We start from the raw sequence: 23,506 nt of genomic DNA on the forward strand, positions 1-23,506 counted from the left end.
AGTTCTGAGCGCGGCGTGCCGCGACAGGCGCTCGAATTATTGCATCAGCCCTGCCGTTTTCTCAATCGCAGCCGCTCGATGATACTCCTGCCGGATCCTTCGACATGCAGGGCGATCATGCTCGCTGCGCCATCAGCGTCTTGCGCTTTGATTCGGTCAATCAATTGCCGGTGTTCCTCAATCACATTGGTCTGACGGCTTAACGATGTCGGATAGCCATGACCGATAGCGCCCAGAATTTGCCGATGACGCAGCCAGAGATCGACCGCATGCCGATTGTAATGTCGATCGTACATCAGTCGATGGAACTGAAGGTCAAGATCGGAGTGTTTTTCCTCATCAGTGTAATTCAGCGCCTCGATCTCGGCCTGGACACGCTCCAAGTCGACGATATCTCCGGCGGTCGCTATACCGACGAACCATCTGGTTAGAGCGGGCTCGATCAAAACCTCAATCTCGCAGATATCGCGAATAAAATCCTCATCGATCGGACGCACGCGAGCTCCGCGATTGGGCGTCATGAGCACGAAGCCTTCACCGCGCAATTGTTGCAGCGCTTCACGGATCGGGTTGGTCGATGTGCCCATCCTGCTGGCAAGCTCCGACACCTTCAGGCGCTCATTTGCCATAAGTCGACCGCTGATAATGTCGTCGCGCAGGCGCTCATAGACCGAAAATTCGGTCTCTTCGCCCGCTGTCTCAGGGTCATTCGCGTAAGGGGATAGCTGTGTGATCGTGCTCATAAGGTTGCATTTAAAGTATTTTCCCCGGCTTTGCCAATAGGAAAACATCATTTTCATACATTCATATTGACAAATAATGTACGATCTGGAAGTTTTTGTGCGCAAGACGGCGTGGAGGCCGCTTTTTGGGAAGATGCCGGTGGTGGAGCCGGCAATCGGAGGAGAAGAAATGAATTACCGGTTTTCACCGCGTCGCTTTGGTTTGTACGGCGCTCTACTCGCGACCGCACTTGCTTGCAGCACGGCCAATGTCTGGGCTGCGGATTACAAGCAGGCCCCCATGCTCGATGAGCAGGTGAAGGGTGGCGAGCTGCCAGCCGTGGCCGAACGTTTGCCCGAAGCTCCCTTCGTCGAAACCATGGTGGATGGCGTCGGCAAATATGGCGGCACGCTGCGCACGACGATCCTCGCCAATGGCGACCAGTATAATCTGACCCGCACCATTGCCAACGAACTGCTTGTCCGCTGGGACCCGCAATGGAAGAAGGTGATGCCGTCGCTGGCAGAAGAATTCAAAGCCTCGGACGACGCGACGACCTATATTTTCAAGCTGCGCAAGGGCTTGAAGTGGAGCGACGGCCAGCCGTTTACCGCCGACGACATCATGTTCTGGTATGAAGACGTCTTCATGAATTCGGCGCTTTCGCCCGCGAAAAACCCGACCTTTACGGTGGGCGGCAAGCCGGTGAAGGTGACGAAGATCGATGACCTTACCGTCGAATTCAAGTTCGAGTCGCCCTACGGCCTCTTCCTGCAACAGCTCGCCTACGGGCAGGGCCATCTGCCGGTCATCTACCCCAAGCATTACCTCAGCCAGTTTCATGAAAAGTACAACAAGGACGGCATTCCGGCCCTTCTGAAGTCGAATCCAGCCGCTGGTGACTGGGTTGCGCTGTTCAACTCCAAGGTTTCCATGACGTTCCAGCCTGCCTACTGGCAGAATCTGGAGCTGCCGACCATGAACCCGTGGGTGCTGACGGTGCCCTATGCAGATCAGGAACGCGTCGTTGCGACCCGTAACCCCTATTACTGGAAGGTCGATACTGCGGGCAATCAGCTTCCCTATATCGATAACATCACCTGGGCAAAGCTGGACGATCCGCAGTTGATGGCGCTGAAGATGACGTCGGGCGAGTTCGATTTCGCGTTTCGCCACATCAATAACTCCACCTTCAAGTCCGTCCTGTTCGACGGTCAGGAAACCGGCAATTACAAGTTCGTGGACGTAAAGGACCTGCCAGCGAACGATGCCGTCATTCTGCTGAACCTGAACTCGACCGATCCGGTCAAGCGAAAGGTTTTCCAGAACAAGGATTTCCGTATCGCGCTCAGCCACGCCATCAACCGTCAGGAAATCATCGATCTGGTTTATGTCGGACAGGGCGCGCCTGCGCAGGTTGCCGTGCAGCCCGAGCATGAGTTGTTCAACGAACGCGAGGCAACGCAATATACGGAGTATGATCCGAAAGCTTCCGCCGAAATGCTGGACAAGATCCTGCCGAAGAAGGACGCAGAGGGCTTCCGTCTGGATGAAACCGGCAAGCGCCTCACCATCAACTTCATGGTGGCGGATGTCTTCGGTCTTTCCTATCCGGACGTCATGCAGATGGTTCAACAGTATGCCAAGGACGTCGGTATCGACATCCAGATCAGAACGACGGACCGCGCGCGCCTGAACACGATGTGGGCGGCAAACGAGCAGGATGCCTATATCTGGAACTGTGTCGGTGGCCTGTCTGAAGTCTATACCGATCCGCGTTGCTACATGCCCTTCCAGAAGGCGGACATCTTCTTCGCCATGAGGTGGAGCGAGTGGTACTCGAACCACGAAACCGGCGAAGAGCCTCCGGCAAACATCAAGGAGCTGATGGCTGCCTACGACAAGGTCAACGCAGCCGTGACCGACGACGATCGTCGCGACAAGATGAAGGCGTTTCTCGAGCTTTCGGCAGACAACTTCCTCAATATCGGCATCTCGCGCCCGATGCCGAAATACATGATGACCTCGAAGAATCTGAAGAATGTGGTGAACGGTATTCCGATCACCGGCAACCTCTGGCACCCGGCGCCGACCCTGACGCAGTGGTACTTCGAAAAGCCTGCTCAATAAGGCTCCCCTGCCGGCGGTGGCGCGAATGCCGCTGCCGGTCCCTTCGATCCATTTCATGCCGAATGGCGAGATCCATGCTTCGTTTTATTCTCAAACGGCTGGTGTTTGCGATACCGACCCTGTTCGCCGTATCCATCATCGCGTTCATCATCATCCAATTGCCACCCGGCGACTACCTCACGACGCTTATGGCGGACTGGGCCAGCCAGGGCGGCGCGGTGGAAGCCGGAACCGTGGAAGCCATGCGCGAGCGCTACGGTCTCGATCAGCCCATGTACTTCCAGTACTATAAGTGGATGTGGGGCATCCTGACCCAGGGCGACTTCGGTATCTCATTCGAACTGGGACGCCCGGTAACGGAACTCATCTGGGACCGCCTCGGCTTTTCGCTTCTGCTATCGATGCTGACGCTCTGCTTTGTGTGGGCCATCGCCATCCCGATCGGCATCCTGTCTGCCGTGCGCCAGTATTCCATTTCGGATTATTCCGCGACGTTCCTCGCCTTCTTCTTTCTGGCCGTGCCGGATTTTCTGCTGGCTCTCTCCGCCATGTACATCATGTCGGCATGGTTCGGGCAGAGCGTCGGTGGGCTGTTCTCGCCTGAAATGGTCGATGCGCCCTGGGGCCTGACAAAGCTTGGAGACTTCTTCCAGCATGTCTGGCTGCCGGTCATCGTTATCGGCGTCGGGTCGCTAGCCGCCCTCGTTCGCATCATGCGCGCCAACCTTCTGGATGAGTTGTCGAAAGCTTACGTCACGACCGCCCGTGCAAAGGGCATGTCGGAATTCGAACTGTTGATGCGTTATCCGGTGCGGCTTGCGCTCAACCCCCTGATCTCTACGCTCGGCTGGATTTTGCCAGCGGTTATCTCAGGCGAAATCATCGTCTCCGTCGTCATGAGCCTACCCACCACCGGGCCGCTGCTGCTGCGCGCGCTGCTTGCTCAGGACATGTATCTCGCTGGCTCGCTCATTCTGCTCATCTCGGTGCTGACCATCATCGGCACCCTGATTTCGGACATCCTGCTTGCCATAACTGACCCGCGGATTCGGCTCCAATGACAGATATTACCCATCTTCCGCCGGATACCGGCCCCTCGCTCGACCTGAAAAACAGGGACATTGCCGTTGCCGGTCAATGGCGTCTGTTCTGGCTCAAGTTCAAGAAGCACAAGATCGCGCTTGTGAGCCTCGTCGTCATCATCTTCATGTATCTGGTCGCGGCCTTTGCGGACTTCATCGCGCCCGCTGATCCGAATGCGACGAACGCCCGCTTCACCTATGCGCCGCCGCAGTGGATTTCACTAATGCATGACGGCTCGTTTCAGCCCCATGTCGATCAGTTGAAGATGACGCTGAACACGGAATCCATGCGACGCGAGTTTACGCCTGATCCGGCAAAGCCCGTTTCTGTCGGCTTCTTCGTCAAGGCGCAGCAGCCCTATAATCTGCTCGGCTTCATTCCCATGGAAATCAAGCTGTTCGGCCTGACCGATCCGAAGCCCGGCGACAGCCTCTATATCTTCGGCGCGGACCGTCTCGGACGCGATATCTTCAGCCGTGTCGTGCATGGCGCGAAGATTTCACTCTCCATCGGTCTCGTCGGCGTGTTCATGAGCCTCATTCTGGGTGTCACCATCGGTGGCATTTCCGGTTTCTTTGGCGGCTGGATCGATCTGATCATCCAGCGCGCTATCGAATTGCTTCGCTCCATTCCAACAATCCCGCTGTGGATGGGACTTGCTGCGGCAATTCCAATCGGCTGGCCGCCGCTGCGCACATATTTCATCATTACCCTCATCGTGTCGCTGATCGGCTGGACCAGTCTGGCGCGCGAGGTGCGCGGCAAGTTTCTGTCCCTGCGAAACGAGGACTTCGTGATTGCCGCACGGCTGGATGGAATGAGCGAGTTCCGCATCATTTTCAGCCATCTGGTGCCGTCCTTCATGAGCCACATCATCGCGACGCTGACGCTTGCCATTCCCTCGATGATCCTCGCTGAAACCGCGCTGTCCTTCCTCGGTGTCGGCCTTCAGCCGCCGATCATCTCCTGGGGCGTGCTTCTTCAGGAAGCGCAGAACATCCGTGCCGTTGCCCAAGCGCCATGGCTGCTGTTTACGCCCGCCGCCGCGATTGTGATCTCTGTGCTTTCCCTCAACTTCCTCGGTGACGGCCTTCGCGATGCCGCAGACCCATATGAGTCCGTATCATGACCAGCAGTGACGAAACGATCCTCAAGGTCGATAATCTCAAGACCTACTTCCCCACCCGCACCGGCATCTTCAAGGCGGTGGACGGCGTTTCTTTCGAACTGAAGCGTGGGCAAACGCTTTGCGTCGTCGGTGAATCCGGTTCCGGCAAATCGGTGACGGCGCGCTCGATCCTCCAGATCGTCGACAGGCCCGGTCGCATCGAAGACGGCCATATTTTGCTCAAAAGGCTGGATGGCAGCGTCACCGATCTTGCCACACTCGACCCGCGCGGCAAGGAGATCCGCTCCGTGCGCGGCAAAGAGATCGCCATGATCTTTCAGGAGCCTATGAGCTCGCTGTCTCCAGTCCATCGCATCGGCACGCAGATCGGCGAGGCGCTGCGCATCCATTTCGGTACGCCGAAGAAGGAACAGCGCGCCCGCGTCATCGAACTGCTCAAGCAGGTGGAAATTCCGCGACCGGAAACGGCATTCGACCGCTACACCTTCGAGTTTTCCGGTGGCATGCGTCAGCGCGTGATGATCGCCATGGCGCTGGCCTGCAATCCATCCGTTCTGATTGCAGACGAACCGACGACCGCGCTAGACGTGACGACGCAGGCGGAAATTCTCGACCTCATCAAGAAGCTTCAGAAGAGCCACGGCATGGCCGTGCTTTTCATCACGCACGACATGGGCGTGGTGGCGGAAATCGCCGACGAAGTGCTGGTGATGTATCGCGGCAAGGTGATGGAGAGGGGCTCGGTCGAGCAAATCTTTCATGCCCCGCAGGACGACTATACGCGCCGCCTGATCGGTTCCGTCGTGAAGCTGGAAAAGAAGGCCGAGGTGCGGCTCAGCCGTCCGCCTATCCCGGCTGAAACGCCGCTGCTTCTCGATGTCAAAAACCTATCTCTGACCTTCCCGTCCGGCCTGAAGGCTGTGGATGATGTATCCCTGGCGGTTCGTCCCGGCGAAACCCTTGGCATCGTAGGGGAGTCCGGTTCAGGCAAGACGACGATGGGACGTTGCCTGCTAAGGATTTACGATCCGCAGGAAGGCACCATGGCATATCGCCGCCCGAATGGGGAGGCAGTCGATCTTCGCACCGCCGACAAGGGTACGTTGAAGGACGTGCGCCGCGAAGTCCGCATGATCTTCCAGGACCCGGTCGGTTCGCTGAGCCCCCGCAAGACCGTCGGCCAGATCATTGCCGAACCTCTCAAGCTTGCTGGCATGAAGGGCGCGGAAGTCGAGGACCGTGTTGCGGAACTGATGCAACAGGTGGGGCTGGACCCGACATGGCGTGAACGCTACCCGCATGCCTTCTCCGGTGGCCAGCGCCAGCGCGTCGGCATTGCAAGGGCGATTGCGGTCAAGCCCCGGCTCATCGTTGCCGACGAGGCGACCTCTGCGCTCGACGTTTCGCTGCGTTCGCAGATGCTCGACCTGATGATGAGCCTTCAGGACCAGCTCGGGCTGTCCTATGTCTTCATCTCCCACGACATGTCGGTCATCCGATACATGTGTGACCGCGTTGGCGTCATGTATCGCGGCAAGATCGTGGAGATGGGCGACACCGATCAGGTCGTCAACAATCCGCAGCACGATTACACGCGCTCGCTGCTTTCCGCCATTCCTCATCCCGATCCGCGTGACAGACGCCTTTCCCAGCGCTTCCGCTACGATCCCACCCGTACTGTTTCCGCTATTGGATAAGCCATGAAAATCACCGACGTTAAAATCATCGTTTGCTCGCCCGGCCGCAATTTCGTGACGGTCAAGATATTCACCGACGAGGGACTGACGGGTGTTGGCGACGCCACGCTCAACGGACGCGAAAAGGCTGTCGTCGCCTATCTTCAGGATCATCTGGCACCGCTGCTGATCGGTCGCGATCCTTCGCGGATCGAAGATATCTGGCAGTATTTCTACAAGGGCGCTTACTGGCGTCGTGGCCCGGTGACGATGGCGGCGATTGCAGGCATCGACACGGCGCTGTGGGATATCAAGGCCAAGGCCGCGAACATGCCGCTTTATCAATTGGTCGGCGGCGCAAGCCGCGAGAAGGTGCTGTGCTACACCCATGCGCAGGGCACGGATATCAATGAAGCGATAGAGGCCGTCGGCAAGCGGATCGAGCAGGGCTATAAGGCCATCCGCGTGCAGGTCGGTATTCCGGGTCTGCCCGGTGTCTACGGCACCGGTGCGAAATCCGTCACCAACAACGCCGTCGATGACGCCTTTCCGCATGAGGAGGTCTGGTCGACCTCGAAATATATGCGGCATGTTCCGAAACTCTTCGAAGCGGTGCGTGATGCCTATGGTGACGACATCGAACTGCTACACGATACGCATCATCGCCTGACGCCGATCGAGGCGGCGCGGCTTGGCAAGGATCTGGAATTCGCCCGCCTGTTCTGGCTGGAAGACACGGTTGCCGCCGAGCATCAGGAGGGTTTCCGCATCATCCGTCAGCATACGACGACGCCTCTGGCCGTTGGTGAGGTGTTCAATACCATCTGGGATGCCCGCCTGCTGATCGAAGAACAGCTGATCGACTATATCCGCATGACCTCAGTCCATGCCGGGGGCATCACCGCGCTACGCCGGGTGATGGATTTTGCAGGCATCTACAACGTCCGCACTGCCTGCCATGGCGCGATGGACATGTCGCCCATCTGCCTCGGTGCCAATCTCCACCTTGATTTGTGGGTGCCGAATTTCGGTATTCAGGAATATTCCGGCTACCTGCCGGAAATCCTCGAAGTTTTCCCCGGCGCGTGGAGCCTGAAGGATGGCTATCTGCATCCGGGTGATGCCATCGGTCATGGTGTCGATATCGATGAGAAGCTTGCGGAAAAGTATCCCTATCAGCGGGCCTATCTGCCGGTGAACCGTCTTGAAGACGGCACGCTCTGGCACTGGTAAGGAGAGGCGACATGAAGATCACAGCGATCAAAAGCTACGCCGTCAAGGTCGGCATTCGCAACCAGCTTCTGGTGAAAATCGAAACCGACGAGGGTATTTTCGGCTGGGGCGAAAGCGGCCTTTCGGGGCGCGAGAAGGCGGTCGTCGGTGTGCTGGAGCATTATGCCGAATTCCTGCGCGGGCGCGATCCCTTCAAGATCGGCGCGCTTTGGCAGGAAATGTATCGCAGCCAGTATTTCGAAGGCGGCAGAGTATTGCAGGCGGCGATTTCCGCTATCGATATCGCTCTCTTCGATATCAAGGGCAAGGCGCTCGGCGTTCCGGTCTGTGACCTTTTGGGCGGCAAGCAGCGTGATCGCATTCCGACATTCGCCACGACCTTCGCCGCCCCCGGTGAAGCGATGATCGAACAGGCGCAGATGCTTGTCGAACACGGCTGGACGGCGATGCGCCTGTCTCCAGATGGCCATGAAAACAAGGAGATTTATGAGCCGCGTGAACATATCGCGACGACCGCGAAATGGTGCGTCAAGGCGCGCGAGATGCTGGGTGACGATGTGGTGCTTGGTATCGATTACCACCACCGCCTGACCGTGGCGGAAGCGGCGAGTTTCTGCCAGAAGATGCCGAAAGGCACGCTCGATTTCCTCGAAGAACCCATTCGTGACGAGTCCCCCGGCGCTTACGAAGCCTTGCGTCGCCTGACCGATGTACCCTTCGCCATCGGTGAGGAGTTCTCATCCAAGTGGCAGTTCCAGCCTTATATCGAGCGGGATATCCACCAGTTCAACCGTCTCGACGTCTGCAATGTCGGCGGCCTGACGGAAAGCATGAAGGTCGCGGCCTGGAGCGAAACGCATTACGTGGACATGATGCCGCATAATCCGCTGGGACCGATCTGCACGGCGGCAACCATTCATTTCTCGGCGGCGGTTCCGAACTTCTCCTGGCTTGAAACGCGAAACAGCCCGGCTGAAACGCATCTTGGGTTTGATAATTCGGAATTCTTCCCGGTTCAGCCGAAACTGGAAGGGCCGTACTACCCGGTCTCTGGCGCGCCCGGCCTCGGGGTCGAGGTCAACGAGGAGCTGATCGCAAAGCAAAGCTTCGAATTCTGGGAAGCACCGCACCTCAAGCGTAGGGATGGCTCGGTGACGAACTGGTGAGGATCAGATGCTGCCGCGGATTTCCATGTGGGGTTCGATCAGGACGTGTCGCGCAGAGGTGCGACCGTCTATCCGTTCCAGAAGCAGCTTGATCGCGGTTCTGCCGAGAAGTTCGGCATTCTGATCTATGCTGCTGAGACCGATAAGGGGAAGGCGGGCAACGGGGGAGTTATCATATCCGATGATCGCGAGATCTTCTGGAACGCGAACGCCTGAAACTCTCGCCGCATTGATGAGCGGCACCGCATCGAGATCCGACCAGACGAAAACGGCGCGGGGACGATCAGGGGAGGCGATAAACCTTGCGATCTCCTCAGTTCTATCCAGTTCCATCGGCGGCAGGCGAAGGATGCGCGCTTCCTTCCCCGCCCGTTGCATGGCCTCCAGATAACCCCACTCTCTTTGCCGTGCCACGACGGCGCTGGGCAGCTCCGCGTTTTCATAGCTCAGCATCGCGAGTTCGGAATATCCTGCCGCCAGGGCTGCCTCGACTGCCAGAACGGCACCCTGCCTGTCATCGGAGTTTACCGTATCGAAGGTCTCCGCATGGGGCTCATGATGGGCGATGACGACGATTGGAATATCCTTGGCGTAACGTTCCAATACGTCGCTTGAAATACGCGGAGCAATGATCAGAACACCGTCCATCCGGTTGTCGATCATGGATTCGATCATCGTTGCCTCGATCATGGTGGCGGAATGGCCAAGTCCGATCAGCGACTTGAAGTTATATTCAAGCAGCGCAGCATTCGCCGCTTCGATAACGCCGGGCAGGAACGGGTTCGAAAGCTCGATTGCCAGCACGCCGAAGGTATTGGTGCGCCCGCGCATCGCCCTTGCTGCGGTAGAGGGACGGTAATTCAGCTTGCCGATGGAGTTCTGCACCTTCGTCCGCAATACCTCGCTGACGCCATAGGCATTTCTCAGAACTTTGGAGACGGCAGCGACCGAAACACCCGCGTCTTCCGCGACATGGCGGATGGTCACACGATCTCTCGTCAGTTCAACGCTCTGATTTTTATTCATATTCCGGTCAACGATCCTTGTGTTAGCAAATCATATTCAAAAAATGCTTGCACGGCAATCAGTCTTGTAGAATGATATACGTATAACGATACACGTTAACGGTTTTGCTGGGAGGCGGACCGGGAGGAGGAATGAATGAACGTAGTCTCAGGGCAGACTGGCGTCGTTGCCGGTCACGCATTTCAGTTCACCGCCGCAATGGTTGCGCCGCTCTGCGACAGCGGGAGGGATGGCCCCGGTTCATTCGTGTCGAAGCAATTCGATCTGGCGAAGGTGCCGTCCAGCGCGGTGCTGCATATCTCCGCCCTTGGCCTCTACCGAGCCTTCATCAACGGCCATCGGGTGGGTGACGATCTGCTGACGCCGGGCTGGACCTGCTATGACGACCGCATCGCGTTCCAGAGCTACGATGTTGCGCAGTATCTCTTGCAGGGTCAAAACCACATCGAAATCTGGCTGGGCAATGGCTGGTATCGCAGCCAGTTGATGTGGGCCACAGACCCGATTGTCGATTGCTGGGGCTCACGCATCGCAGCCATAGCCGAGCTGGTAACGGACGGTTTGCCGACGCTGAAAACCGATCAGAGCTGGAAGAGCGGCCTCACGCCCGCCGTCAAGAACGGCATCTATTATGGCGAGGATTACGACAACCGCATCGCCCTTCAGTCCGATCACGGTGTCGAGCCGCTCGCCTTCGACAAGAATTTGCTGGTGCCGCATGAAACCGGTGCTGTAAAAGAATTGTCGCCGATCGCGCCTGTTGATCGGTGGACGGAGGCGGACGGTCGCCACGTCTTCGACTTCGGCCAGAATGCGGGCGCTTATATCCGCTTTAAGGTCAAGGGTGAGGCAGGTGCGACGATCCGTGTCGAGCATTCGGAAATCGTCGGCAATGATCGTCATTTCGATAACCGGAATTACCGAAGCGCGCGTGCCGAACTTGTCTATACGCTCTCTGGCAACGGTGAGGAAACCTATGCGCCGCTCTTCACCTTTATGGGTTTTCGCTATGCGCGGGTGACGATCACCGGAAATGCAGAGTTGCTCGACATAGAGATGGTGCCGATTTCCTCGGTGCCGGTCGTGGCTGGTGGCTTCACCTCCGGTGTCGAGGCCGTCAATCGTCTGGTTGAAAACACCATCTGGTCGCAGCGCTCGAACTTCATCGAGATACCCACGGATTGCCCGCAGCGTGACGAGCGTCTGGGCTGGACGGGTGATGCGCAGGTGTTTGCCGGAACCGCCTGCTGGCTGGCCGACAGCCATAGCTTTCTGAAGAAATATCTGCGCGATGTGATGCATGATCAACGTGAAAACGGCGCAGTGCCGCACTTCTCGCCAGACCCCACCCGCATGCACCCGACCAAGGATCGCGGTGACTGGGCCGGGTCCACGGGTTGGGGCGATGCCATCGTTATCATTCCCTGGCAGCTTTACCTGCATTACGGAGACAAGTCCGCTCTTGAGGAGTGTTTTCCGGCCATGCTGAAATGGCTGGATTATCTTTGGGGCATTTCCGATGGCCCGCTGATCAGTCCGCCTGCCGCATGGGGAGCTTATGGCTTTACCTTCGGTGACTGGTTGCAGCCTGTGGGCGACAACAGAAAGCCGCGCCCGACAATTGCAGATGATTGCGCCGCAACGATCTATCATTTCATCTCGACGGATCTGACGGCGCGGATCGCCGCTGTTCTCGGCCGTTCGCAAGAGGCGGACCGGCTTGCCGCGAAGGCGCAACAGATAAAAGCTGCTTTCAAGCACGAGTTCTTCTCGCCGTCCGGGCGCATTGCCCATAATGATCAAACATCCTGGGCGCTGGCCTATCTCTACGGTCTTGTGCCGGAAGAATATGAAGAGGCAGGCCAAGCTTATTTCCGCCGCGTGGCGGAAGAAACGGACGGCGTGATCGGAACCGGCTTCATCGGCACTCCGGCCTTGCTGCCCGCGCTGACGCGGCTCGGCATGCTTGATCTTGCGGAGAAGATGTTCCTGAACAGGAAGGTGCCGGGCTGGCTTTATCAGGTGGAGCGTGGAGCGACGTCCATTTGGGAGCGCTGGGACGCGATTGCCGAGGACGGCACCATCTATGATCCGCTGATGAACAGCTATAACCACTATGCCTATGGCGCGGTTTGCCAGTGGTTGTTCGAGGATGTCGCGGGTATCAAGCCCGTGCAGGACAAGCCGGGTTTCGAGGAAATCGACTTCGACCCATCCATCCTGCCCGCTCTTTCGCCGGTCTCGGCATGGCACGATACGCATTTCGGACGTATCGAGGCTGGATGGAGCATTGAAGGGGACCACGTTTCATGCACCCTTGTTGTGCCAAAGGGTGTGACGGCGCAACTGTCGGCAAAGGCTGGCCGGAGGAATCTGCAGGTGGGAGGTGCTTCCATTGCAGAGAGCCAGCAGGTTCGGCTGGAGGCCGGGACGCACAACGTTACATTTCAGATCTGAAGAATATGCCTGCGGCAATGCCGCGGGCAAATAGCCTAACTCATTCCGGTCAAAGGAGGAAACGACCATGCGAATGATGAAGTGCAGCATTCTTGCAGCAGCGACCCTGGCGCTTGCTTCGGGCGTTGCCCATTCAGAGGTGACGCTCAGCGTTCTCATCGACAACAATGTCGAATCCATCTCGGCTTTCGAGGCGGCCTCCGAGGCCTATATGGAAAAGCATCCCGACGTTACCTTTGATGTTGAACTGCGCCCCGGCGGTTCCGAAGGTGACAACATCGTCAAGACACGCCTTGCCACCGGCGAAATGGCGGACATCTTTCAATATAATACGGGATCGCTTTTTCAGGCGCTGAAGCCGGAACAGACGATGGCGGACGTCACCGATTTGCCGTCTCAGGCCAATGTGCTGGACAGCTTCAAATCGGTGGTCAAGGACGGGGGCGGCAAACTCCGTGGTATTCCGTTCGGTCCTGCCATGGCTGGCGGTATATTCTACAGCCGCCCCATCTATGCGGAACTGGGTTTGACCCCGCCCAAAACCTGGGCCGAGTTCATGGCCAATAACGAAAAGATCAAGGCTGCCGGAAAGGTCGCTCTCGCCCAGACCTATGGCACCACATGGACCTCGCAGCTCATGATCCTTGGTGACTTCCACAATGTGCAGGCGGAGGTGCCGAATTTCGCCGCCGATTATACGGCAAACAAGGCGAAATATGCGACGACGCCCGCTGCTCTTCGCGGTTTCGAGCATCTGGAAGAGGTCGCGAAAGCCGGAATATTCAATGCCGATTTCGGTGCGGCGACCTATGAAGAGGGAATGCATATGGTGGCTGCCGGGGAGGCGGCTCACTACCCGACCATCACATCCGGTCTGGGAAGCGTCCGCGAGAATTACCCGGACCTCCTAAACAATCTCGGTTTCTTCGGCCAGCCCGGCATTGATGCATCCAAGAACGGCCTGACGGTGTGGATGCCAGCCGCGCTCTATATTTCGTCCAAGTCGGACCATGCGGAAGAAGCGAAGAAGTTCGTCGACTGGATGGGGACGAAGGAAGCGTGCAAGATCATGGCGAAGGTCGTTCCGTCCGGTCCTTATCTCATCAAGGATTGCCAGCTTCCCGCAGACATCCCGCCAGCCGTTGCGGATATGCTGCCTTACTTCCAGACAGAGGGCCGCGCCACCCCCGCGCTGGAGTTTCTGTCTCCCGTGAAGGGGCCAGCCCTGGAGCAGATCACCGTCGAGGTCGGAACGGGCATACGCCCCGCAAAGGAGGCGGCGGCGCTCTACGACCAGGATGTGCAGAAACAGGCAAAGCAACTCGGCTTGCCGAATTGGTAACCTCCCAGCCGGTCCCCCGTTCGCAATGACGAATGGGGGACATTCGGAGCATCCATGATCAGACGTTCATCACCTTATCCCTATTGGTTCGTCCTGCCGGCCGCGGTCATATTCACCGTACTGTTTCTGGTGCCGACGGCAGCTTCTTTCTGGTTCAGCCTCACGCGCTGGGATCTGTTCAACGCCGATTTTATCGGTCTTGAAAATTACGAGCAGTTCTTCCGTGAGCCCTTTCTCATTCAGGGCCTCGTCAACACCGTCATCTATGCCCTGCTGACTTCGGCGGCAAAGACGATATTGGGGTTGCTGCTAGCCGTCCTGCTGACGTCCGGAATTTGGGCGCAAGGCTTTCTTCGGACAGCCGTATTCTTCCCGGTGCTCGTTTCCACGATCGGCGTTGGAATAACCTTCTCGGTTCTGATGCATCCCACGCGCGGCACCATCAATGTGGCGCTTGCCGCTATCGGCATCGATGGTCCGGGCTGGCTGACCGATCCCGGCTGGGCTCTCTATTCCGTCATCCTCGTTGATCTGTGGAAGGGCATCGGGCTCGCCACCGTCATCTTCATCGCCGGGCTCGCTTCCATCGGGCAGGAATATTACGAGGCGGCGAAGATAGACGGGGCAACCCGCAGGCAAATGTTCTTTCGGGTCACGGTGCCGCTCGTGCGGCCAGCAACCGTTACCGTCGTCACCCTTTCGCTGATCGGCGGCCTGCGTAGCTTCGACCTGATATGGGCAATGACGCGGGGAGGCCCCGGCTTTTCATCCGACGTTCTGGCCAGCGTTATCTACAAGCAATATCAGGCAGGGTTCTACGGCCTGTCGACCGCCGGTAACGTCATCCTCTTCCTCCTCATCGCCCTCATCGTGCTGCCCATGACGGCATGGTTCAATCGCAAGGAGGTGGACCTATGAGCAGACGTCAGCTTTGTACGGGCGTTGTGGCGCTTGGCTTATGCTTCGTCATTTTCATCCTCCCCTTCCTCTTCATATTTCTGACCGCCGCGAAGACGCGTCAGGATGCGGCGGAACTAACATTTACCCTGCCGGGAGAATGGCGGCTGTGGGAAAACTTCATGGACGTCATTCAGGCCCGCAACTACATGCTGATGTTGGCCTATTTCAATTCGATCCTGATAACGGTCGTCTCGGTGGTCTTCCTCGTCCTGTTCGGGGCGATGGTGGGATACATCCTGCAACGGCGGGATTCCCGCTGGAACAAGCTGATATATGCGCTGACGCTGACGGGCCTGATGATACCGCCCGCCGTCGTTCCCACCATATGGGTCCTGCAATCGGTCGGTTTGTTCAAGACGATTTCCGGGATGATACTGATCCAGATCGCTTACGGTCTCGCCTTCACCATTCTGCTGTTTCGCAGCTTCATTGCGACAATACCGAGGGATCTGGATGAGGCCGCGATCATAGACGGGGCAAAGCCGTGGCAGATATTCTTCCGCGTGATCCTTCCCTTGCTGAAGCCGGTCACGGTCACCGTCATCGTCGTGCAGTCCATCACCATCTTCAATGATTTTACCAATCCGCTCTATTATCTTCCGGGCCGCGAAAATGTGACCGTGCAGCTGACGCTCTATAATTTTCAGGGGCAGTTCCAGACGCAGTTCAACCTGCTGTTCATGAACATTCTGCTCGTCACTATTCCGCCCCTGATCGTCTTCATTTTCTTCAACCGGCAAATCGTAGCAGGCATGACCGCTGGCGCGGTGAAAGGCTAGTTCATGGCAAGCGTCGTTCTTGAAAAACTCTCCAAAAGTTTCGGCAGTCTGGAAGTGATGAAAGATGTCGAACTGACCGTCGAAGCGGGTGAGTTCTGTGTCTTCGTCGGTCCCTCCGGCTGTGGCAAATCCACCCTGCTGCGCATGATTGCCGGTCTGGAAACCACCAGTTCGGGAAGGATATCCATCGGCGGAGAGGACGTGACGGAGGCCGAACCCTCCAGACGCGGCATTGCCATGGTGTTCCAGTCCTATGCGCTCTACCCCCATTTGACGGTTTCCGAGAATATCGGTTTTGGCCTGTCACTGGCGGGCCGTCCGAAGACGGAAATTACGGAAAAAGTGAGAAAAACCGCCGAAACGCTGCAACTTACGCATCTTCTGGACCGGAAACCAAAAGCACTCTCGGGCGGGCAGCGGCAGCGCGTCGCGATTGGTCGCGCCATTATTCGCAATCCCAAGGTTTTCCTGTTCGATGAGCCGCTCTCCAACCTCGATGCCTCGCTTCGCTCCCAGATGCGCGTGGAACTGACCGACCTCCACGCAAAATTGGGAACGACGATGATCTATGTCACGCATGATCAGGTCGAGGCCATGACCATGGCCGACAAGATCGTCGTTCTCAATGGCGGACGCATCGAGCAGATCGGGACGCCGCTCGGGCTTTACAACAATCCGGCTACGGCCTTTGTCGCAGGGTTCATCGGCTCTCCCAAGATGAACCTGTTTGAAGGCGCGGTCGCGGCGAAAGAGGGCTGCGAGACCTATGGCATCCGGCCCGAGCATATCACCCTGTCTTCAAACGAGGGAAAATGGCACGGCACGGTGCGCCACATCGAGAGGTTGGGTTCGGATACCGTTGTGCATCTGGATATATTACAGCTTCGGTCTCTGATCGTCCGCACGGACGGGGACAGTCAGATTTCAATGGGTGAAACGGTCTATGCTTCACCTGTCCAGGGAAAGGAACATCGCTTCAAGTAAGGCTGTCTCAGTCTGGAAGGATGTCCCTAACGTGCGCTCCTGTTGAAAGCGAAGGATGGCTTAAAGCAGGCATACCGCGAGTCGCTGTCCACGACCCACTAACTTTCCCGCAGGTTAAACCAAGCATTTACAGCTACCAACGAAAGCACGATCAGAGGAAGCAAGGCATGAATGGGGTCACCACTTCGCAAAACGGTAGCGGCGGCAGCAAACATAACGAAAGCACCCAACACCGACCCGAGCAACCGGGTTTCCCTGCGCGCGAGGAGAAATGCCACGCAAAACTCCAATATAGCAGTTACATAGTGGAACCAGATTGGATATCCCCAGTGTACATAATCAGAACGTATCTGATCAGTTGCTAAAAAATTTATAGACCCGCCGACAATGAAAAACAAGGCAAGGGCCCAAGAACCGAAATTTCGAAATAATAACAGCTTTGAATTCCCCATGATTCTAGCCTTGATCATTGTTTGCGGTTTGCGGGGAGGGCAGGCAATAGTCTCGCTGCAGCCAAAGGAGGGGCAAATCAGGGGCTGACGTAGTCTCGACAATAGCTCCAACAAACAGCATATGGTCTCCCACATCAATCGACCCTACGAGTTCGCAATCGAAAGCAATGCTTGAGTTTACAAGTCTCGGGTTACTCGAGGGCCAGACATCCCAATGATCGATAGCGAAGCGATTGTCATGGTTCCCCTTCGCGGCGAAAGCGTCAGCAATGGATTCTTGTCCAGCGGAAAGAAACGAGACAGAGAATCTTTTGCTTGCCCCGATAAGGTCAATGATCCTGCTCCTTACGTCAATGGATATCATAAAGTGCGGAGGATCCGCGCTCAACGGCATGAAAGAGGTTACGGTCCGCCCCAACTGTTCGTCACCATGTCGGGTAGCCACGATGGACAGAGAAAACGCGAGGCTCGCCATCGAGTCTTTGAACTCTTTTGCCGAAATCGCCGGGGAAGTGCTTGTTGAAAGAGGTAGGTGAGTGTGTGCAGTCATGGCTGCTATTTCGATGATGTTGTTTTGCATGATCGATCGGCGTTAGTCGCCCCCTCCTGGGAGTTTGGAAAATATCGATAATTTAGCGGCGGCGCCGTTCATGAGATCGGCGTTGGCAGGCGGGGTTCGCTTATGATGAATCCGCGGCCAAATTCCCGCGTAGTAGCGATTGAGATCAAGCCATTGGTGAAGTCCTGGCTTAATATCAGGCACAATGGCGGCGGCGGGACACTCAGGCTCACAGATGCCACAGTCGATGCATTGGTCTGGATGAATGACCAGCATATTCTCGCCTTCGTAGAAACACTCTACCGGACAAACCTCCACACAATCCATGTACTTGCATGCGATGCAGTTCTCGGTCACGACATAAGTCATCATATTCTCCAAGGCTATGGACCAGCCGGGTGCGGTGGGAACCCCCGACTGCTCCGCTAGTTGCCGCAGGGAATGTGGGGCAACCAGCAAGGGAAAAAGCCGGCGACTTACAGGCGTGCGGCAACAGCTTCCCAATTCACGAGTTTGTCCAGAAAGTTCTCAAGGTACGCAGGACGTCTGTTTCTGAAATCGATGTAGTAACTGTGTTCCCAGACATCGCAACCAAGCAGAATCTTGTGACCGAAGCACAGCGGATTTACGCCGTTTTCCGTCTTTACGATCCGTAAGGTGCCGCTATCCTTATCCTGGATGAGCCACACCCAGCCCGAGCCGAATTGCGAGACGCCGCTCGCAATAAATTCATCGCGGAAAGAATCTGGGGAATCGAATGCTTCAGCAAAAGCCTTGGCAAGCTCGGGAGGCATCGTCTTTCTGCCAGGCCCAATAATGTCCCAGAAAAGAGTATGGTTCCAATGCTGGGAAACATTGTTGAAAATCGGGGATTGTGCAACAGCGCCGCTGTTGTAGGTACCAACGACGATATCCTCGATGCTCAGGGCCTCCCACTCTGTCCCTGCGAGGGCCTTGTTGCCGTTGTCGACATACGCTTTGTGATGGAGGCTATGGTGGATTCGTAGTGTCTCTTCGGACATTCCCAGGTCGGCGAGGGCATCATACGAGTAAGCGAGATGAGGCAGTTCGAGTGCCATTGGGCATTCCTTTGTCACGGTTGTTTCGACTAAAAAGTCCTTGAAAAACAAGGTGACTACCGTTATAAAACCTCAAGTATAGTTTTGGTCAAGGATTTTTATCTCTATGCGTCTGGAAAATGAATTGTCGGTGGGAGAGCTTGCCAAGAGAGCTGGCGTCGCAGTGTCGACGCTGCACTTTTATGAAACGAAAGGCTTGATCAGTCCCCGCAGGAGCAGCGGTAACCAGCGGCGCTACTCAAGAAGCCTCCTGCGTCGCGTGGCAATAATACGTATCGCGCAACGGGCAGGGATCTCGCTCGCAGAGATTAAGAGTGCCCTTTCCGCACTGCCTGCCGAGCGAACGCCGAATGCTGACGACTGGCGCAAACTTGCATCAAGTTGGAATAAAAGTCTGGAAGAACGCATCAGAGCCCTGACGCAACTCCGTGACGAGATGGCCGGATGTATCGGTTGCGGGTGTCTTTCCCTGCGCGAATGTCCTCTCAGGAATCCAAGGGACGAACTTGGTCAGGGTGCGACAGGGGCCGTTCTTCTGCAGCACGAAGATTGATCGGGATCACTGCCCAATTGGCTTGATCTCCGGCACTGCTACGCAAAATTACTGTAACCTACTTTCTGTTGTCTGCTCACTCAGTTTGAATGATATTTCTTTCCGAAAATCTGTCCTTTCGATCACCACCGAAGCATAGTCGCCGCGAAGAACGGTCGCTAAATCGGAACCTGATAAAAGCGCCTTTAGTATCTCTCCAAAACAATCCGCGCGGCCGAGAAAGATGGTCAGTGCCATCATTATGATTCCATTTCTGACCATTGAGTTCGAAGCGTGAGTTGTTCCGTCAGACGAGGAGGCTGTGTCAGCCAAGAAACTGAAAACCTGTAGCGTCACCAGATCGCGAGTTGCAGTTTAGGAAGTAAACTTCCGCTGAAGTGAAACTGCATTTTTTGCCAAATCTTCACCCTTACTCCTCGGGAACGCGGTTTCTATCGTTCCTGAAATACAGGTGATCGAAACCTTTCCGTAAATATCTAATGACATCTTCGATCCTGTCGATTTGTCCGCACGCCGGCTAAAGCCGGACGACGTGGCCCTCATCCTAAAGTGGGTTTCCGGCATGACGCCCGCGTCACCGCTACTGCCTCTGCCAAGTTGGGGAGAATCTTTGGGTGAATCCCCGACCTCGACCAGACAACAACGCCGTGGACGCGACCGCGTCGCGTTGACTTCGCGAACAACTGGACATCAGGCGGCGTGTCATCCACGTGAATCGCAGCAAACACTTCCGTTGTGACCTTGACCCATTCGGAGATTGGGACGTTTTCGGACGTAAGTGCCTGAGCTTCCGTCCAGAACGGCTTGGCAATCACTTCGTCCTTTGTTTGAAGCGCGACGACGTAACGTGATCCCTGTCCTAGTCTTAGAATCTTCAGTTCCGAATTTTCAGGAATTTGTATTTTCATGACCTACGCATGCTGCAATATCCGTTGGCTTGGCCTATGCGACTCCGCTCTCGCGGAAGGGCACAAGAAGATTCTTGGGCTGCGGACGACGCAGCCCAAGATGGGTTTAGTGACTAGATACCGTGGCGGCATTTGATGCGTCTTCCGCCGACACGGCTAGGGGGTCCGATCTGTGGCGCGCAAGCTTCGAGACCACGACAAAAAATGTCGGCACCAACAAAACGGCGAGGACTGTCGCAGAAATCATCCCGCCCAAGACGCCCGTCCCAATTGCGCGCTGGCTGGCGGAACTCGCGCCTGTCGCAAAGGCAAGCGGCACCACGCCCAGAATGAAAGCGAAAGAGGTCATCACGATCGGTCTAAAACGTAGCTTTGCTGCCTCAACCGTCGCCTCCAGCAGAGGGCGTCCCTCAGCTCTTAATTCCCGAGCGAACTCGATAATAAGAATGGCATTTTTCGCGGAAAGACCAATGATCGTGATGAGGCCGACCGTGAAATAAATATCGTTCGGAATACCGCGCAGCATGACAGCCACCACAGCGCCTATTGCACCTAGCGGCACAACAAGCATGACGGCAATCGGGATAGACCAACTTTCATAGAGGGCCGCAAGGCAAAGGAAAACGAAGACAAGCGACAGTCCAAGCAGGAATGGTGCTGCACTACCCGACGCTTTTTCCTGGTAGGATTGCCCCGTCCATTCGAAACCAAAGCCCGGAGGCAGTTCGCCAGCGAGTCGCTCCATTTCGGCCATCGCATCACCACTGGTGTAACCCGGGCCGGCACTTCCGCTTATCTTAACCGCTTGAAGTCCGTTATAGCCAACGACCTGCGTTGGGCCCAAAGCCCACCGGGCTGTTGCAAACGATCCAAGGGGGACCATTTCGCCGCGCGAATTGCGGGCGTTCAGTTCCAGCAGGCTTGAGACATCCATGCGCTCGGCTGCTTCCGCCTGAACGATGACGCGCTGCATGCGGCCTGCGTTGGGGAAGTCACCGATGTAGCGCGACCCAATCGAGGTTGAGAGAACGGCGTTGATCTCATCAAACGTCACTCCGTATGCATTCGCCTTCCGCCGGTCGATGTCCAGTACGATTTGTGCGGCTGGCGGCAGGCCCTCAATATAGGGATATTGCAAGACTGGGCTCTGCCATGCTTTCATCAGCAGGCTGTTGGCTGCCTCTACCAACGCAGCGTTTCCGAGATTACCGCGATCCTGAAGCCGGAAACTGAAACCGCTGGCATTACCGAGCGCTGCGATTGGCGGGGGCGTCAAAGTAAACACTGAGCCTTCTGGTAGCCCGGCGAGTGCACCAAGAGCGGATCCGACAATTGCATCTGAGGAATCTGCCGGGCCTCTTTCCGACCAGTCCTTGAAAGTGGCGAAGGAGATACCGGCATTTTGGCCATTGCCGTTAAAGCCGAAGCCAAGAATCGTGACCACCTTATCAACGCCGGAACGATTGACGAAGAATTCGTCGACTTTTCCAAGCAAAGCATCGGTCCGTTCCGTCGTCGCACCCGCAGGAAGCTGGGTGACTGCGATGGCGTATCCCTGGTCTTCGAGTGGAAGGAAGCCGGTCGGCAGCCTGACGTAGGTGTACCCAAGTGCGGCGAAGATCGCGAGATAGATGACCATCATGCGGAGACTGCGTTTCACAGTGCCAACGATCAGCCATCCGTATCCAGACGTGGTCTTATTGATCACCCGGTCAAAGCCGCGGAAAAACCAGTTCTTCTTGTGCTCCCCGCCATGCGGGATTGGTTTCAATATGGTTGCGCACAGAGCTGGCGTGAGGGTCAGCGCCATCAACGCCGAAAACACCATCGACATAACAATCGTCAATGAGAACTGCTTGTAGATGATTCCAATCGCGCCGGGGAAGAAGGCCATTGGCACGAAAACTGCGATCAGCACAACCGTGATCCCGATCACCGCGCCGGTGATCTGTTTCATAGCCTTCACCGTTGCAGCTTTGGGGGGAAGTCCCTCCTCATGCATGATACGCTCTACGTTCTCGACGACCACGATCGCGTCGTCGACTAGGATGCCGATTGCCAGGACCATGGCAAACATCGTCAGGACGTTAATCGAGAAGCCGAAAATGTAGAGTGCCGCGCAGGTTCCAAGCAGCGCGACCGGCACCACGAGCGTCGGTATGAGCGTGTATCTGAAGTTTTGGAGAAACAGGAACATGATCACGAACACGAGTGCGACTGCCTCGAGCAGAGTGTGGATCACCTTCTCGATCGAAATGGATACGAAAGGTGTCGTGTCGTAGGGTATTTCGTAACTGATGCTCGAAGGGAATGTCTCCGCAAGCTCAGCCATGCGTGTCTTGACGGCTTGTGCAGTGATGAGCGCATTCCCCGTCGAGTTGAGCTGGATACCGATTTGCGCCGCGTCTTTTCCGTTGATTTTCGAAGACAGCGCGTAGCTCTGGCCTCCAAATTCGAGCCTTGCCACATCGGCGAGCCGCACAACGGACCCGTCTTGGTTCGCACGCAAAACGATCTCGGCAAAATCATCGACAGTGGACAATTGTCCCGTCGCAGAGACGGTGGCGGTGATTTCCTGCCCGTTTGCGCTCGGTTGGGCGCCAATGCTGCCCGAGGAGACCTGTGCATTCTGCGCGGCGATGGCGTTGGATACGTCCTGGGCCGTCAGGTTCAGCCCGACTAGTTTTTTGGTATCAATCCAGACACGCATGGCGCGCTCGGTTGCGAAGAGCTGCGCCTTGCCGACGCCTGGAAGACGTCGCAGTTCATCGATGACATTGCGTGCGGCGAACTCGCCGAGATCGATGGGGCCCAGACGACCGTCTGTGGAGGTCAGTCCGACGAACAGCAGAAAGGCGCTGCTTGTCTCTTCAACACGGATACCCTGCTGTAGGACCGATGGAGGGAGACGGGCTTCAATGCGGCTGATGCGGTTTTGAACGTCAACCGTGGCAGTCTGTGGATCGGTACCCGACTGGAATGTGACGTTGATTGTCACACTACCCTGGTTATCACTGACGGAGTCATAATACAGCATTCCCGTGGCGCCGTTCATCTCCTGTTCGATCAACTTGGTAACGCTGTCGTAGAGATTTTGCGGCGTTGCTCCGGGATAGCTGGTTGTGATCGCAATCGTCGGCGGAGCCACATTAGGGTACTGCGAAATCGGAAGAAACGGAATTGCAATGACGCCAGCCAAGGCAATTGCCAAGGCGATGACCCATGCAAAAACCGGGCGCTCGATGAAATATTGAGGCATAGCTCGAC

Annotated in this window: 21 protein-coding genes; 12 read left to right on the forward strand and 9 right to left on the reverse strand. The window is 56.5% G+C overall.

Going from position 1 to position 23,506, the window contains the following annotated elements; all coding sequences use genetic code 11:
• Positions 1-44: 44 nt before the first annotated feature.
• Entirely contained in the window at positions 45-743 is a 699-nt protein-coding gene (locus tag I8E17_RS32355) for a GntR family transcriptional regulator (RefSeq protein ID WP_209160455.1), read from the reverse strand.
• A 169-nt stretch (positions 744-912) separates the two neighbouring features.
• Here I8E17_RS32355 and I8E17_RS32360 point away from each other — a divergent pair, with 169 nt between their 5' ends.
• The 6 genes from I8E17_RS32360 (at position 913) to I8E17_RS32385 (ending at position 9,140) form a co-directional block, all read left to right on the forward strand.
• The gene (locus tag I8E17_RS32360) at positions 913-2,853 is read left to right on the forward strand and encodes an ABC transporter substrate-binding protein (protein ID WP_209160376.1); all 1,941 of its coding nucleotides are present in this window, start codon (positions 913-915) and stop codon (positions 2,851-2,853) included.
• A 74-nt stretch (positions 2,854-2,927) separates the two neighbouring features.
• Positions 2,928-3,914, forward strand: coding sequence for an ABC transporter permease (locus tag I8E17_RS32365; RefSeq protein WP_209160378.1), 987 nt, complete (start codon positions 2,928-2,930; stop codon positions 3,912-3,914).
• Complete coding sequence (locus I8E17_RS32370; RefSeq protein WP_209160380.1) at positions 3,911-5,065, forward strand: ABC transporter permease; 1,155 nt, start codon at positions 3,911-3,913, stop codon at positions 5,063-5,065. The genes I8E17_RS32365 and I8E17_RS32370 overlap by 4 nt, the downstream gene beginning before the upstream one ends.
• Positions 5,062-6,762 (forward strand): ABC transporter ATP-binding protein, encoded by a 1,701-nt coding sequence (locus I8E17_RS32375; RefSeq protein WP_209160382.1) that lies wholly within the window; start codon positions 5,062-5,064, stop codon positions 6,760-6,762. Before I8E17_RS32370 ends, I8E17_RS32375 begins: the two co-directional genes overlap by 4 nt.
• Positions 6,763-6,765: 3 nt before the next feature.
• Positions 6,766-7,974, forward strand: a complete 1,209-nt coding sequence (gene manD / locus I8E17_RS32380; RefSeq protein ID WP_209160384.1) for a D-mannonate dehydratase ManD — start codon at positions 6,766-6,768, stop codon at positions 7,972-7,974.
• An 11-nt stretch (positions 7,975-7,985) separates the two neighbouring features.
• Positions 7,986-9,140: a mandelate racemase/muconate lactonizing enzyme family protein gene (locus tag I8E17_RS32385; protein ID WP_209160386.1), complete on the forward strand. Its 1,155-nt coding sequence runs from the start codon at positions 7,986-7,988 to the stop codon at positions 9,138-9,140.
• Between the two features lie 3 nt (positions 9,141-9,143).
• Here I8E17_RS32385 and I8E17_RS32390 read toward each other — a convergent pair whose 3' ends face one another.
• Entirely contained in the window at positions 9,144-10,166 is a 1,023-nt protein-coding gene (locus I8E17_RS32390; RefSeq protein ID WP_209160388.1) for a LacI family DNA-binding transcriptional regulator, read from the reverse strand.
• A 135-nt stretch (positions 10,167-10,301) separates the two neighbouring features.
• On the opposite strand from I8E17_RS32390, the gene I8E17_RS32395 reads away from it, so the two are divergent.
• From I8E17_RS32395 to I8E17_RS32415, 5 genes are all read left to right on the forward strand, one after another.
• Positions 10,302-12,623, forward strand: coding sequence for an alpha-L-rhamnosidase (locus tag I8E17_RS32395; protein ID WP_229002318.1), 2,322 nt, complete (start codon positions 10,302-10,304; stop codon positions 12,621-12,623).
• Between the two features lie 67 nt (positions 12,624-12,690).
• Complete coding sequence (locus I8E17_RS32400; RefSeq protein WP_209160390.1) at positions 12,691-13,965, forward strand: extracellular solute-binding protein; 1,275 nt, start codon at positions 12,691-12,693, stop codon at positions 13,963-13,965.
• A 54-nt stretch (positions 13,966-14,019) separates the two neighbouring features.
• Positions 14,020-14,883 carry a sugar ABC transporter permease gene (locus I8E17_RS32405; protein WP_209160392.1) on the forward strand — a complete coding sequence of 288 codons (864 nt, stop codon included), beginning with the start codon at positions 14,020-14,022 and terminating at the stop codon, positions 14,881-14,883.
• A complete protein-coding gene (locus I8E17_RS32410; protein WP_209160394.1) occupies positions 14,880-15,704 on the forward strand; it encodes a carbohydrate ABC transporter permease in 825 nt (274 codons plus the stop codon). Before I8E17_RS32405 ends, I8E17_RS32410 begins: the two co-directional genes overlap by 4 nt.
• Before the next feature lie 3 nt (positions 15,705-15,707).
• Complete coding sequence (locus I8E17_RS32415) at positions 15,708-16,688, forward strand: ABC transporter ATP-binding protein (RefSeq protein WP_209160396.1); 981 nt, start codon at positions 15,708-15,710, stop codon at positions 16,686-16,688.
• Positions 16,689-16,786: 98 nt separating this feature from the next.
• On the opposite strand, the gene I8E17_RS32420 is transcribed toward I8E17_RS32415, so the two are convergent.
• The 4 genes from I8E17_RS32420 to I8E17_RS32435 all read right to left on the reverse strand — a co-directional run bounded on the left by I8E17_RS32420 (position 16,787) and on the right by I8E17_RS32435 (position 18,778).
• Positions 16,787-17,140 carry a DoxX family protein gene (locus tag I8E17_RS32420; RefSeq protein WP_209160398.1) on the reverse strand — a complete coding sequence of 118 codons (354 nt, stop codon included), beginning with the start codon at positions 17,138-17,140 and terminating at the stop codon, positions 16,787-16,789.
• A 4-nt stretch (positions 17,141-17,144) separates the two neighbouring features.
• Positions 17,145-17,720, reverse strand: coding sequence for a flavin reductase family protein (locus I8E17_RS32425; RefSeq protein ID WP_209160400.1), 576 nt, complete (start codon positions 17,718-17,720; stop codon positions 17,145-17,147).
• A 12-nt stretch (positions 17,721-17,732) separates the two neighbouring features.
• Positions 17,733-18,068 (reverse strand): ferredoxin FdxA, encoded by a 336-nt coding sequence (gene fdxA, locus I8E17_RS32430; RefSeq protein ID WP_209160402.1) that lies wholly within the window; start codon positions 18,066-18,068, stop codon positions 17,733-17,735.
• Positions 18,069-18,175: 107 nt separating this feature from the next.
• Entirely contained in the window at positions 18,176-18,778 is a 603-nt protein-coding gene (locus I8E17_RS32435) for a superoxide dismutase (RefSeq protein WP_209160404.1), read from the reverse strand.
• Between the two features lie 106 nt (positions 18,779-18,884).
• Between I8E17_RS32435 and soxR the strand changes: the two genes are divergently transcribed.
• Positions 18,885-19,331 carry a redox-sensitive transcriptional activator SoxR gene (gene soxR / locus I8E17_RS32440; protein ID WP_209160406.1) on the forward strand — a complete coding sequence of 149 codons (447 nt, stop codon included), beginning with the start codon at positions 18,885-18,887 and terminating at the stop codon, positions 19,329-19,331.
• 48 nt (positions 19,332-19,379) lie between these two features.
• Here soxR and I8E17_RS32445 read toward each other — a convergent pair whose 3' ends face one another.
• The 3 genes from I8E17_RS32445 to I8E17_RS32455 form a co-directional block, all read right to left on the reverse strand.
• Entirely contained in the window at positions 19,380-19,571 is a 192-nt protein-coding gene (locus tag I8E17_RS32445) for a hypothetical protein (RefSeq protein WP_209160408.1), read from the reverse strand.
• Between the two features lie 299 nt (positions 19,572-19,870).
• Positions 19,871-20,239 (reverse strand): hypothetical protein, encoded by a 369-nt coding sequence (locus I8E17_RS32450; protein WP_209160411.1) that lies wholly within the window; start codon positions 20,237-20,239, stop codon positions 19,871-19,873.
• A 106-nt stretch (positions 20,240-20,345) separates the two neighbouring features.
• Entirely contained in the window at positions 20,346-23,498 is a 3,153-nt protein-coding gene (locus tag I8E17_RS32455; RefSeq protein ID WP_209160413.1) for an efflux RND transporter permease subunit, read from the reverse strand.
• Positions 23,499-23,506 lie beyond the last annotated feature (8 nt).

It is taken from the genome of Rhizobium sp. AB2/73, assembly GCF_020871915.1.
Lineage (GTDB): Bacteria > Pseudomonadota > Alphaproteobacteria > Rhizobiales > Rhizobiaceae > Rhizobium > Rhizobium dioscoreae.